Here is a 12,929-nt window from a genome sequence, read left to right on the forward strand (position 1 = left end):
ACAATGGACAAGATTCAACGTGATGAATTTTACAACTACCGCTTTTTATCCAATCTGACCGTATCACCGGAAAAAACGGCGGCGGCTCTGACAGTCTGGCAGGCTGATCCGAAAAACAACGGTTACACCAGCAACATCTGGATCCGTAAGGATCAGGGTTTTGTGCAGCTGACAGCGATGGATAAGGAAAGCAGCTTTATCTTTGAGGATGAAAACACAATCCTGTTTGCGGCCAGCCGTGACAGTCAGGATGCAAAGAAAGTGGAGGCCGGAGAACCTTACACAGCCTATTATCGCATTCCATTAAACGGCGGGGAAGCGGTCAAAGCCTTTTCCGTTCCGTTAAAAGCGAGCGGAATCTGGAAGCTGGATGCGGATCTTTATCTGGTTAAAGCGCGTACGGATGCAGCCATCGGTGATTTTGCGGCGATGAGCGACGAACAGCGTGAACAGGTTATGAAGACTAAGAAAGAGAATGTTGATTATGAAGTCTTTGATGAGATTCCGTTTTGGGCCAATGGCGGCGGCTTTACCAATAAATTAAGAAATACGCTGTATGTTGTCGACGTTCAGGCCAATACCTGCACACCGATCACCGCGCCGTTGTTTATGACCGGCGATGTCGATGTGAAGGCGGGTCAGGTTCTGTATACCGGTGAGGAATATACGAGCCGGCCGCAGCGCAAGGCCTCCGTCTATCTGTATGACGTGAAGACCAAAACAACAAAATGCGTTTACGATAAGAAAGAATATTCAATCCATGAAGCTCGTTTCTTCAAGGATCAGATTGCTCTGGCAGCGGCGACTACAACACGCCATGGCAACAACGAAAACCCGTATTTGTATAAGCTCGATCCGGCGACAGGCGAAGTCACGCTGTGGGCAGAATATGAGTACAGCATGGGATCTTCTGTCGGCTCTGACTGCCGTTATGGCGGCGGCAACGGTTTTGCGGCAGATGATCAGGCTCTGTATTTTTTAACAACACGCGAAGACAGCTCGCATTGCTATAAGATGGGAGAATGCGGCTGCATTAAGCCAGTGATTGAACTGACCGGTTCGATCGATCATTTTGCTTTGGCAGACGGCAAGATTCTGTTCGCGGGCATGATCGGTCAGAAGCTGCAGGAGATTTATGAATATGATCTTGAAACTCAGACAACAACGCAGATTTCAGATTTCAATGAAGCGGCGTTAAAAGATAAGTATGTGGCTGTGCCGCAGCGCGTCAGCGTGGCTTCTGAGGGCACGACGATCAACGGCTGGGTGCTGCTGCCGAAGGATTATGATCCGGCTCAGAAATATCCGGCAATTCTGGACATTCACGGCGGACCGAAAACGGTTTACGGCGAAGTGTTCTATCATGAAATGCAGGTCTGGGCCAATGAAGGCTATTTCGTCTTCTTCTGCAATCCGATCGGTTCGGATGGCCGGGATAATGAATTCGCTGATCTGCGCGGTAAATACGGAACCTGCGATTATCAGAACATCATGGACTTCACCGATGAGGTGCTCAAGCGCTATCCGGCGATTGATGAGCAGCGCGTCGGAGTTACCGGCGGCAGCTACGGCGGATTTATGACGAACTGGATCATCGGCCATACTTCCCGCTTCGCGGCGGCCGCCTCCCAACGCAGCATCGCCAACTGGATTTCCTTCTACGGCGTTTCCGATATCGGCATGACCTTTGGTCCAGATCAGCAGGCCGGCAACATCTATGATGATAATGAGAAGCTGTGGGAACATTCACCGCTCAAATACGCCCGTGCCTGCACGACGCCGACCTTGTTTATTCATTCGGATGAAGATTATCGCTGTCCGATGGCGGAAGGTCTGCAGATGTATACAGCCTTGGTGGATCTGGGTATTGAATCCAAACTTGTCTATTTCAAGGGTGAGAATCATGAACTGAGCCGTTCCGGCAAACCGCTGCATCGGATGAGAAGACTCAATGAAATCACCGATTGGATGCAGTCCCATTTAAAATAAACTTTTATTTCAGTAAAACGGCATGCCTTTCCACGGATGCCGTTTTTCTAAAATTTGATCAGAAAGCAAAATCAAAAATAGGATCTGTCAATGGATACAAGATAGCGTATAATTAAACTAAGCAATAAACCAAAGAAGAATAGATGGAAGCCGTTTTGGCTTTTAATTCTTAAAGCTGAGTTATTTCTTATCTTTTTAAGGAGGTCAGGATGGACAATCAGACAAAAGATCAACTTCGCTCTGCGATTGTTGGTTTGGCGATTGGGGATGCCTTAGGTGTACCGGCAGAATTTCAGCCGCGGCATACTTTCCATATCAGTTCCATGACCGGCTATGGAACGCATCATCAGCCGCCAGGTACGTGGTCAGATGATACAAGCATGACGTTGGCGACCTGTGATGCAATTCGGATGTGCGAAGGTCGTGTCGATCCGGAAAGAATTCAAGAAGCCTTTGAAAATTGGCTCTTTCATGGAAAATATGCGATTGACGGAATTGTGTTTGACTGCGGGTTTACAACCGGGCAAGCGTTGTCCCGCGGCCGGGGCTTTGATGATTTTAAGTCCAACGGCAATGGCTCACTGATGCGGATCCTGCCGCTGGCTTTTACGAATGCGGATACGGCGATGATTGAAAAAGTCTCTGCGATAACGCATGGTCATGCGATATCCGTGCGGGCCTGTCAGATTTACATTCAATGTGCCCGGTGCCTGCTTGCCGGTGAAAGTCTGGAAGCAGTGATTTTGTCCTTATCCGAGAACGAACCGTTCGAGCGCTTAGGACACTTGTTTCAAATGAAAGAAGCAGACATTCGATCCAGCGGATATGTTGTAGATACGCTGGAGGCGGCCTTGTGGTCTTTGGCCCAGAGTCATAGCTTTGCCGAAACAGTGCTGACGGCAGTGAATCTGGGGGAGGATACCGATACTATCGGAGCCATTGCGGGAGGATTGGCTGGCATTCTTTATGGAATAGAAGGCATTCCGGCACAATGGCTGGATCAGCTGCGAGGCAAAGAGCTGATTGAATCCTGTTTGTTTTAAGCCGCATAGAGCAAAAATCGCAGAAGAAAAGAGGAGAAGGAAAAAATATGGAAGTGACAATTCGTGAACTAAGAAAAGATGAATATCCGCAGTTAACAGATTTTCTCTATGAAGCGATTTTTGTTCCGCCGGGAACGCCAAAACCTGAGCGGGAAGTGATCCATGAACCTGAGCTGCAGGTCTATGTTGAAAATTTTGGAACAGGAATAGCCGACTTTGCTTTGGCCGCAGAAGTAGAAGGGGGCTTAGTCGGCTGCGCCTGGACGCGGATCATGAACGATTACGGACATCTTGACGAACAAACGCCTTCGCTGGCGATCGCTGTCTTTGAGCAATATCGGGGCAGGGGAATCGGGACGAAACTGCTTAAGACCCTGTTGATTCAGCTGCAAGAATCGGGTTATTCCCAAGTGTCCTTATCGGTGCAGAAGGCGAATTATGCCGCTCAGCTCTATCAGAAACTGGGATTTCAGATCGTTAAGGAAAACGCGGAGGAGTGGATCATGGCTGTTACACTCAATCCAAAGAAAAAAGAAACGCTTTGACGGGTTCGCTAAATCCGTTCGCTGCGTTTCTTTATCTTTTGGTTATGTCACAAGCTATTCCTGGGGGTTTTCTTCCGGCTGATCCTGCGGTTCTTCGGGTGCATCATTCGGATCTTGCTCGGTGGAATTCCCGTTGTTGTCCGGCTCGGAATCCTCATCCGGAACCTCACTTGGCACAGGTTCGGCATGGACAAGACGATAAACAACAATTTCGGCCGGGGAGAACAGACGCACATCCATGCGCGTAGTGCCAGTACCGTTGGTGATGTCTAAGAGAATATCATCGACCTGGTGCTTGCCGCGATAGTAAATCTCCGCATAATTAGCCCGATAAAAGGTTCCTAACAAGGGGATATAGACCTGACCGCCGTGGCTGTGTCCTGCCAGCATCAGATCGGTCTGATCCTGCGGCAGCTGCAAAACCGTATCCGGGGTATGGCATAAGGCAATCGTAAAGCTGTCCGGAGAAATGTTCTGATAGGCCGCTTCCGGATTTGGGTTGCCCAGCATTTCACTTTCCAAACCGACTAAAGAGATCGACTGCGTTCCCCGATTGCGGATTTTGACGGATTGGTTATTCAGCACCTCAAAGCCCGCTTCAAACAATAAATGACTGACCATGTCTGCGCTGCTTTGGGATTCCAGATCATGGTTGCCTAAGACTGCGAACTTGCCCAAAGGCGCTTTGAGCTGGGTTAAAGCCCCTTTCAGCGTATCCATCGTCTGATCATCTGGCCAGTGGTTGGCAGGATGATCAAACAGATCGCCGCCGAATAAAATCACATCGGCTCCCACGCTGTCAATTTTGGAAATCAAAGCTTCCAGCCGGACTTCGTCAACGAAGGCGTTATAATGAACGTCGGAGAAAAATAAAATTTGCAGTCCGCTGAGGGCTTCCGGAATCTTTTCGGAACTTATCGTTTCCGTTCGGATGCGGATCTGTTTGGGGGCGATCTCTGTGGCGTCCAGATAAAGTACGCCTGCTCCGGCAAGCAGAAGCAGCACGATTAAGATTATTTTCAGGATTTTCTTCATGAGAACTCCTTTCGTCACTCTATTTTATCATAAGCTTACGGTAAAAAGAATCGCGAAATCTGGGGAATTTACGGAATGGCTGTGAATGATACTAAAGCGTGGGGGAACACTAAATCCGAGGTGGATTATGAAGAAAAAATCAACTGCCGCCCGTTTTAACGGGCTGTTTCTGTTTTCTTATGCAGCCGGAGCGATCGGGACGACGCAGACCATTCCCTATCTGGTATCGATGGGTTTTGAAGGTGTGCAGAAGGGAATTATTCTGTCCGGCATGGCAATCTCAACGCTGGTGACACAGTTCCTGTTCGGTTATCTCTCCGATAAATTTAAAGGCTGCCGCTGGTTTTTCTTAATCAGCTTCGGCATCTTCTTTGTCGGCGATGTCGTGCTGTTTGGATTTCGCTGGCCGCAGTTCTGGTACTTACTGGCGATGATTTCGCTGACCGGCGGCATTGCCCGAACCTGGCAGGGGCTGGAAGATACCTGGGTGCTGCAGATTGATGAAACCAAGCCGGTATACAGCCGGATCCATGCCTGGGGAGCCTTTGGCTGGGCGATTGGCAGTTGGACCGCTGCGATTTTGTTAAATTGGCTGGATTTCCCAGTGATTGCCGTTTTGGTCTTTTTCAGCAGTGGGGCAGCGCTCTATTTTGCCTGGAATCAGGAGGATGCCAAGCGGGCCAGCGGCAAGGTTGTCAAGCTTGCGGATTTAAAAGAGCTGGTTAAAAATAAAGCTTATATTCTGCTGGTGTTGATTCTGCTGGTGTTGTTTGGCATGGGCACGGCAGATATGTATATCGTTGTCGACAAGGTGATGGCGATTGGCGGAACCAGCTTTCACGTCGGGGCAAAGTGGGGTCTGCAGTCGCTAATGGAGATTCCCATTCTGTTAGTCGGTGATAAACTAATGAAGAAATATGATCCGGCCAATCTGATGCTGGGCGCTTCCGTGCTGTTCGGCGTTCGCTTTGTCGTTTACAGTCTGATCCAGAATCCCTGGTGGATGATCGCGGCGGCCGTCTTTCAGATGGTTACCTTTCCAATCATCATTATCAGCTCCAAGCTGATGATTGATGAGATCATTTCGGAAAAGCTGAAATCCAGCGGTCAGATGGCAGCGATGAGCGTCTATATGGGCATCTCCCTGTTAGTCATGCCGGTGTTCTGCAGCAGTTTGTCGGAAGCGATCGGCTGTGATCCGGCCCTGCTGGTGGTCGCCGCGTTTGCTTTGGTGGCGATTGTCTTGATTTTGATATTTAAAAAGGTTCGCGGACCGCTCAAAAAAGGAATGCAGAAATAAGTTTTCAGCCGGTGCTCATCCGGCTTTTCTTTTGCTTGAAAGCCGATGAACTTTATGATACGCTGTCCAAGGTAAAGTAAAGGAGCGAAAGAAGATGACAAAAAAATGCTACCTGCTGGATCTGGACGGCACGATGTATCGTGGCACGGCGATTATCGAAGGGGCGAAAGTGTTTGTTGATCATTGTTTAAAGGAACATCTTCCTTTCTTATTTTTGACGAACAATTCCGGCCGGACACCGCGCCAGGCTGCCGATCACATGTTAAAAATGGGCTATCGGGGAATTGAACCGAAGCATTTCTATACCTCGGCGATGGCGGCGAGCGATACGATGATCCGCCGCTTTCCGGAAAAGAAACGGGCCTATATGGTCGGTGCTGAGGGTCTGCGCGAAGCCCTGCTGAACAATGGTTATCAATTAGTTCAGGATCACGCGGATCTGGTTTTTATCGGATTGGATAAGGAAGGAACCTGGGAAAAGTATTCGCTGGCGCTGCGTCAGGTGCTGGCGGGGGCAATCCTGGTCGGCACTAACAATGACCGGATTTTGCTGAGTGAAGAGGGAGCCAACTGCGGCAATGGTTCAACTGTCGCCTTGATGGAATATGCCAGCTCCCGGGAAGCGGTCAAAATCGGCAAGCCCCATGAAGCCATCATCACCGGCGCTCTGGCCTATCTGGGCTTGCGGAAAGAGGACGTCGTCATTGTCGGCGATAATATGGAAACGGATATCTTATGCGGCGTTCAGGCCGGAATTGAAACGATCTTAGTGACGACCGGCGTTCATGACCGACAGGCCGCGGCGGCATATTCCTTCGCTGCGGATCATATAATTGAAGACCTGAGGGAACTCATGGACTAAGGAGGAGGATGCCTATCGGCGTTCTGGAATGGATAAAAAACGGCGGACTTGTACTGTATGCCTGTTTCAAGGCGTTTCTGCCGCTGCCTTCACTGGAGGTTGTGCTGATTCCGCTGATTCTGAAAAACCCGGATGGCTGGCTGCTGTATGCGCTGGAAGGCGCGGTGGGGACAGCTGTGGGCGGATGGATCGGCTATCAGATCGCACGCCAGGCTCAGCAGGCTGTGCTCAGAAAGTTTGCCAGCGAAAAGCAGATTGCAGCCGGGAAAGAATTGATGGACCGCTATGGCGTGCTGGCTGTGTTTATCGGCGGGGTAACCCCGATCCCAGATTTTCTGTTGGCGTATCTGGCGGGCATGACGCAGATGGCGCTGATTCCGTTTCTGCTCAGCGATGGAACCGCGCGGTTACTGCGCAGTGTGCTGATCGGCTGGTGTATACGCTCACTGGGTTATGTGGTGGATATTGAACGCTGGGGCACGGTGATTTCCTTGGTGATGATCGCCTGGCTGCTGCTGCGCTGGGCGCGCAGCGATGAGTAAAGCCAAGAAAAAAGGCCTCCGTTCCAAAAGGCCTTTTTCCTTGTTTATAAGGGGATAGAATGTTCTGTACGATAATTTTTAAAGGGGATATTATGTTAGTTCGTAGGAGAAGAGGTTATCGTACAGGCAAGAGGTCTTCTCTTTCTCTTGCTGGTATAAATATACCAAAGAAGTATAGGCGAAATATGTCGAAATTGTGTTAAAATGTGTGATTTTTTTAAATCTTTGATTATAATGAAACAGAAGAATAGAAATGAGGATAAAGAAATGAAGAAACCGATGATTGCTCTGACTGCCCGAAGCGGCGATTTTGACGGACAGACGCGAATCTTTGACAATCAGACTTACTTTGATGCGATTGCGCAAGCCGGCGGGATTCCCGTCCTGGTCACCTATGGCGATGATGAAGATTATAAGATGATTGCAGAGCGCTTTGACGGTTTGATGGTGACAGGTGGGGAGGATCTGGATCCGGCGCTGTTTCATCAGCCGGCACATCCTTCGCTGGAGCTGACAGATCCGCGCCTGGATACGCTGGATCTCAGGCTGATTCAGCTGTTTGCCGCCAAGGGAAAACCGATCTTAGGTATCTGCCGGGGGATTCAGAGCATTAATGTCGCATTTGGAGGCACGCTGATTCAGGATCTCAATACCCAGTATCCAGCGATGCGCGCGGCCGGACATCAGCAGCACAAGGCGGTGCCGAAGCCGGCCATGGATGCAACGTTTCATGACAACACGTTTGTTGAGGGGACGAAGCTGTACGCTATGTTTGGCCCACGCCATGCGGTCAATAGCTATCATCACCAGAATATTGATCAGGTTGCGGATGGATTTGTCGTTTCTTCCTGGAGTGAGGACGGTCTGGCCGAAGCGATTGAAAAAGATCAGATTCTGGCCGTGCAGTGGCATCCGGAACGGCTGAGTGCTGATCCGTGTCATCGGGCAATCTTTGAATCTTTTATTCAGGAATGTCGGAAATAAAATTTATACAAAATCCGTAAAGTGTCTATAAAAACCGTTTAGTTAAGCCTTTTTTCAGAATTTGTATTGACAACGAAGCGTAAATTCAGTAAGATTCTATCAGGTCGAAGGACCTGGATTGATTCATCTGTTATTGTTTTTCCCCCACCCATTCAAACAATAATAGATCCCCCCCAAGAGATCGAATCAATTCTGATAAGGACATCTTCGGATGTTCTTTTTTTGATTTGAAGAAGGAGGAGAAGGCATGCGGTGTCTTGGCGTTTTTGAAGATACAGTCGATCCAGAACAGCCGATTTTAACCCTGCGCAAAACAGCGCGGGTATTTGTCATCAATCCGCAAGGGAAAGTCGGGATGATTCATGTCAAGGGAGAAGATGAGTTTGGCCGGCGTGATCATCTGGAAAGCTGCGGCGGCGGAATCGAGAAGGGAGAGAATCCCGTTCGGACCATGCTTCGGGAAGCCCGCGAAGAGCTGGGCGCCGTGCTGCGGGATTGGGTTGAATTGGGCTGGATCGAAGATGAATATCATCGGCTGCAGCGGCGCAATCACAGCACGTTTTTTGCGGCTCATTGTGAAGCTGACTTCTTGCCGAGAAACCTGACGCCGATGGAACGGGCGATGATGGCGGATCCGGTCTGGCTAAGTCCGCAGGAAATTCATCAACGGCTGGATCCTAAGAATAATCTGGGCATTGCGCTGCTGATCGGGCAACGTGATTTCTGCGCTTGGCAGGAATTGCTGCGGCGTAAAATCATAGTATTCAATTAAAAAGAATCCTTACGGTCAGGATTCTTTTTTCGTAGAAAAAGGATTTATTTCCATCCGGCGCAGATGATACAGAATCGGCGCTTGCGGCCGTCCGTCGGTATAGGTGCGGACGCTCCAGGAGGAGTCCAGCTGTTCGATCCAGCTGACAATCGCCTGCCACTCTTCCATGCCGCCCGCATGACCTCGATAGCAGGCCAGAGATAACAAACCATCGGGTTTCAATAAAGACCGCGCGGCATCCAGGGCGGGCAGGGTAGTCTTGGGGGTTGTAATCATCGGACTGCAGGAATGCGGCAGATATCCAAAGTTGAAAACAATAATCTCAGCCGGATGGTCTGTCCAGCGCGTCAGCTCGGCATGATCGGCTTGCACCACGGTGATATTGGGGAACGCTGCGGCTTTTTTGCGGGTTTTGGTTACCGCTTCCGCCTGAATGTCTAACGCCAGTACCTCGGTTGCCAGCGCCGCCAGAAAAACGGTGTCGTTGCCGCCGCCGCAGGTGGCATCGATGGCAAATTCAACATGGTCAAAGGCTTCCCGAATCCAACGGTGATTGACAGTATTGATGTTATCGGCCATTGGACACCAGCTTTCCCTGCCATGTATTGAGGTTTGCCATCCGCTTGTCAATTTCATTCAGGACGATTGTCTTTTTCTTTGTCCATTCCGGAGCGATCAGCGCTTCACCAGCGCCGTCGCCGGTCAGCCGCTGGATGATGATTTCCGGACGCAGCCGTTCCAGCTGATCCACGACAATCGCCACGTATTCATCGCGTGTCAAAAGTGGGAAGGGTTGCTGCATGTATGTGTCAGCCAGCTGCGTATCCTGCATCAGATGAAGCATGTGAAGCTTGACGGCATGGATCGGCAGCTGATTGATCTGACATGCGGTCTCCAACATCATCGCAGCGTCTTCACCCGGCAGTCCGTTGATCAGATGAACGCAGATTTTAAGCGGCGTGCGGGCTAAGCGGGTAACGGTTTCAACGACCTGGGCATAGTCATGACCGCGGTGAATCTGCCGGGCGGTGCGGTCATGAACACTCTGAACGCCGAGCTCCAGCCAGATTTCCTTCTTTGCACAGCACTGGGCGAGCCAGTCAATTTTCTCCTGTTCAAGACAATCGGCGCGGGTGGCAATCGCAATGGCTGCGACTTCCGGCCGGTCTAAGAAGGGGGTAAGACAGTCCTGAATTTTGCTGAGGGGACCATAGGTGTTGGTATAGGCTTGAAAATAAGGGATAAAGTCGGCGTCCGGCCATTTATGGCGCATCATTGCCTGACCTTTAGCATATTGGCTCAACAGCGGCTCAGCCCGATCTCCGGCAAACTCTCCGCTGCCAGAGCGGGTGCAGAACGTACAGCCGCCTGTACCGCAGGTGCCGTCGCGGTTAGGACAGGTGAAGCCGCCGTCTAACGGAACTTTGGCCACCTTTTTTCCGAATTGATGGCGCAGATAATAGTTCCAGGTATGATAACGCTTGTTGTCATCGGAATAGAGAAAGGGATTATTGGTCTTCATAACACTCCTTCAGCGGTACGGTTTTCAGTTCGCTGATCAGCTGAACGAGGAGCTGGCTGATGGCTTCCAGCATCGCTTCACCCCATTGGGCAGTTGCGGTTTGCGGATGATCCGGTCCCGTCCAGCCGTTATCGCAGAGGGCGGCAACGGGCTGGGGCATCGTCAGAGTGACACCGTGAAACTGAACAGTTTTAAAGCCAGTCGTCTGAATGTTTTCGCTGACAGGTTTTAAAATGGAATCCCGATATCGTTCAGGATGCACGATTTCCGGACAAATTGCCAACATCGCCGCTGTTTCTTCCCCGCCGCCATGGCCTCCGCCCCAGGCCGGATCGATCTCTTTGGCCATCTGCCACCAGTTGGCAATGACGCCCAGATCACCCTGGGTATTCAGCCGCAGTGCGACTTGTTCCAAAGCCGGCAAATTGCCGCCATGACCGTTCAGAAAAAGAAACCGGCGGGCACCGTGAGCGCGCAGGCTGTCGACGATTTCCTGGACAACGCAGCGCAGTGTTTCACTGCTGAGACTGACCGTGCCAGGATAGCCTTTCAGATAATCGCAGTAGCCAAACGGCAGGGCCGGCAGCACCAGAATTTCGCTCTGCTTTTCAATCCGCTGAGCCAGGGCCTGCGGCACCAGCGTATCTACACCCAGCGGATTGTGGACGCCATGACATTCCAGACTTCCAGTGATGATCATGACGCATTCGTTGGTTTTAAAATAAGCCTGAACCTCAGGCCAGCTTGTTTCCATACAATACATGAGCTGATCTCTCCTTCTCTTTCGATTAAGTGTAAGCGATCTGATCATTTTTTTCAACTTGATTGAGGATTGCGGCTTCTTTGTGGGAAGCAGAAGCGATATAATAAAGAAAAGAATGGGGGAGAAACCTGAATGAATCGAAATGAAGTCTTAAACGCTGCGGTTGAGGAACAAGCCCAGCTTATCTGCAAAACGGCCGAAGTGATCTGGAAATATCCGGAAACCGGGTTTAAAGAATGGAAAACAAGCGCTTATTTGGAACAGATTTTTACCGACCTAGGTTATGAGCTGGTCAAACCGGAAGGCATTCCGGGCTTTTATGCCGATCTGGAAACCGGCCGGCCGGGACCGAAGCTGTGCATCATGGGCGAGCTGGATTCTTTAATCTGTGCGGAACATCCGGATTGTGATCCGCAGACGAAGGCGGTTCATGCCTGCGGCCATCATGCCCAGGCAGCGGGTCTTGTGGGAGCCGCGGCGGCGCTGAAAGAGCCGGGGGTTCTGGATGGATTGTGCGGCTCGATTCGGTTAATGGCCGTACCGGCTGAGGAGCTGATCGAAGTCGGATATCGAGAAAAGCTGCGGGCGGAAGGAAAGATCGAATTTTTTGGCGGCAAGGTCGAATTTATGAACCGCGGTTATTTTGAAGATGTCGATCTGTGCGTACTGATTCATACCTTTGACGATCCAGGCTTGAAGCATGTCTATCAACTGGCGCATGGCAACAATGGCTGCATTGTTAAAAACATTACGGTGCACGGTTTGGCTTCGCATGCGGGTGGATCTCCGGATAAGGGAATCAACGCGCTGTATGCGGCAATGCAGGCCTTGCAGGCGGTCAATGCTCTGCGTGAAACCTTCCGTGACGACGAGCATATTCGTTTCCATCCGATCATTACCGAAGGCGGCCAAGCCGTCAATGCGATTCCGGATGAAGTCAAGATTGAAAGCTATGTCCGCGGTGCTTCGCTGGAAGCGATTGATCAGGCAAATCGTCGGATCAACCGTGCGATTGCGGCATCGGTGGCGGCAATGGGAGCCACGGTGACGCTGCAGGATCGGCCCGGCTATTGCCCGATGCATGATGACGAGCTGATGAACGAAGCAGCGCTGGCTGCCATGAAGCGGATTGTCAGCGAAGATGAAATTTTGATTCAGACGCAATGGGGTACCGGCTGTACGGATATGGGCGATCTGTCCGCGGTGCTGCCGACGATCCAGCCAGGTTCCAGCGGCTCCATCGGGGCTTACCACGGCAAGGATTTTCAGATAGTTGATCCGGAAAAAGCCTACATCATGCCGGCCAAGGCACTGGTCTTTATCGCTGATGAGCTGCTTCAGAATGAGGCTGAAAAAGCCAAGGAAATCATGGCCCAGTTTAAGCCGCTCTATGCTTCTCAGCAAGCCTATCTGGCAGATGCCCGGCGGCGCTTTCTGGATAAGGAAGCAGTACGGCAGAATGCGGATGGAACAATCACGCTGGATTTTCAGAACCTGGAATAGCTGTTTATAAAACAGTTCACATCAAACTGAAACCGGGGAGCTGACAACCAGGGTACAAATCAAAACAGG

General features: G+C 50.7%; 13 protein-coding genes. 9 read left to right on the top strand and 4 right to left on the bottom strand.

Features of this window, described 5'->3' with window-relative positions:
- Positions 1-3 precede the first annotated feature (3 nt).
- The 3 genes from BN162_RS02080 to BN162_RS02090 all read left to right on the top strand — a co-directional run bounded on the left by BN162_RS02080 (position 4) and on the right by BN162_RS02090 (position 3,577).
- Complete coding sequence (locus tag BN162_RS02080) at positions 4-1,989, top strand: alpha/beta hydrolase family protein (protein WP_020223403.1); 1,986 nt, start codon at positions 4-6, stop codon at positions 1,987-1,989.
- A 209-nt stretch (positions 1,990-2,198) separates the two neighbouring features.
- Entirely contained in the window at positions 2,199-3,032 is an 834-nt protein-coding gene (locus tag BN162_RS02085) for an ADP-ribosylglycohydrolase family protein (RefSeq protein ID WP_020223404.1), read from the top strand.
- Positions 3,033-3,079: 47 nt separating this feature from the next.
- Positions 3,080-3,577 (top strand): GNAT family N-acetyltransferase, encoded by a 498-nt coding sequence (locus BN162_RS02090; protein WP_020223405.1) that lies wholly within the window; start codon positions 3,080-3,082, stop codon positions 3,575-3,577.
- 54 nt (positions 3,578-3,631) lie between these two features.
- Here the strand turns inward: BN162_RS02090 and BN162_RS02095 are convergent, their stop codons facing one another.
- Positions 3,632-4,612, bottom strand: coding sequence for a metallophosphoesterase (locus BN162_RS02095; protein ID WP_020223406.1), 981 nt, complete (start codon positions 4,610-4,612; stop codon positions 3,632-3,634).
- A gap of 127 nt (positions 4,613-4,739) precedes the next feature.
- Between BN162_RS02095 and BN162_RS02100 the strand changes: the two genes are divergently transcribed.
- From BN162_RS02100 to BN162_RS17595, 5 genes are all read left to right on the top strand, one after another.
- Positions 4,740-5,912 carry an MFS transporter gene (locus BN162_RS02100; protein ID WP_020223407.1) on the top strand — a complete coding sequence of 391 codons (1,173 nt, stop codon included), beginning with the start codon at positions 4,740-4,742 and terminating at the stop codon, positions 5,910-5,912.
- Between the two features lie 94 nt (positions 5,913-6,006).
- Entirely contained in the window at positions 6,007-6,774 is a 768-nt protein-coding gene (locus tag BN162_RS02105; RefSeq protein ID WP_020223408.1) for an HAD-IIA family hydrolase, read from the top strand.
- Between the two features lie 8 nt (positions 6,775-6,782).
- Positions 6,783-7,316, top strand: a complete 534-nt coding sequence (locus tag BN162_RS02110) for a YqaA family protein (protein ID WP_020223409.1) — start codon at positions 6,783-6,785, stop codon at positions 7,314-7,316.
- A 267-nt stretch (positions 7,317-7,583) separates the two neighbouring features.
- Positions 7,584-8,300 (top strand): gamma-glutamyl-gamma-aminobutyrate hydrolase family protein, encoded by a 717-nt coding sequence (locus BN162_RS17590; protein WP_020223410.1) that lies wholly within the window; start codon positions 7,584-7,586, stop codon positions 8,298-8,300.
- Between the two features lie 247 nt (positions 8,301-8,547).
- Positions 8,548-9,072, top strand: a complete 525-nt coding sequence (locus BN162_RS17595; protein ID WP_020223411.1) for an NUDIX domain-containing protein — start codon at positions 8,548-8,550, stop codon at positions 9,070-9,072.
- A gap of 15 nt (positions 9,073-9,087) precedes the next feature.
- Here the strand turns inward: BN162_RS17595 and mnmM are convergent, their stop codons facing one another.
- From mnmM to BN162_RS02135, 3 genes are read right to left on the bottom strand one after another with little or no spacing between them, the layout of a single operon-like run.
- Positions 9,088-9,651 (bottom strand): tRNA 5-(aminomethyl)-2-thiouridylate-methyltransferase MnmM, encoded by a 564-nt coding sequence (gene mnmM / locus BN162_RS02125; RefSeq protein ID WP_020223412.1) that lies wholly within the window; start codon positions 9,649-9,651, stop codon positions 9,088-9,090.
- Positions 9,641-10,594, bottom strand: coding sequence for a tRNA modification radical SAM protein MnmL/YtqA (mnmL, locus tag BN162_RS02130; protein ID WP_020223413.1), 954 nt, complete (start codon positions 10,592-10,594; stop codon positions 9,641-9,643). Before mnmL ends, mnmM begins: the two co-directional genes overlap by 11 nt.
- A complete protein-coding gene (locus BN162_RS02135; RefSeq protein ID WP_020223414.1) occupies positions 10,581-11,357 on the bottom strand; it encodes a creatininase family protein in 777 nt (258 codons plus the stop codon). The genes mnmL and BN162_RS02135 overlap by 14 nt, the downstream gene beginning before the upstream one ends.
- Before the next feature lie 132 nt (positions 11,358-11,489).
- Here BN162_RS02135 and BN162_RS02140 point away from each other — a divergent pair, with 132 nt between their 5' ends.
- The gene (locus BN162_RS02140) at positions 11,490-12,860 is read left to right on the top strand and encodes an amidohydrolase (protein ID WP_020223415.1); all 1,371 of its coding nucleotides are present in this window, start codon (positions 11,490-11,492) and stop codon (positions 12,858-12,860) included.
- Positions 12,861-12,929: the final 69 nt, after the last annotated feature.

The organism is Holdemania massiliensis AP2, assembly GCF_000327285.1.
Classification (GTDB): domain Bacteria; phylum Bacillota_I; class Bacilli_A; order Erysipelotrichales; family Erysipelotrichaceae; genus Holdemania; species Holdemania massiliensis.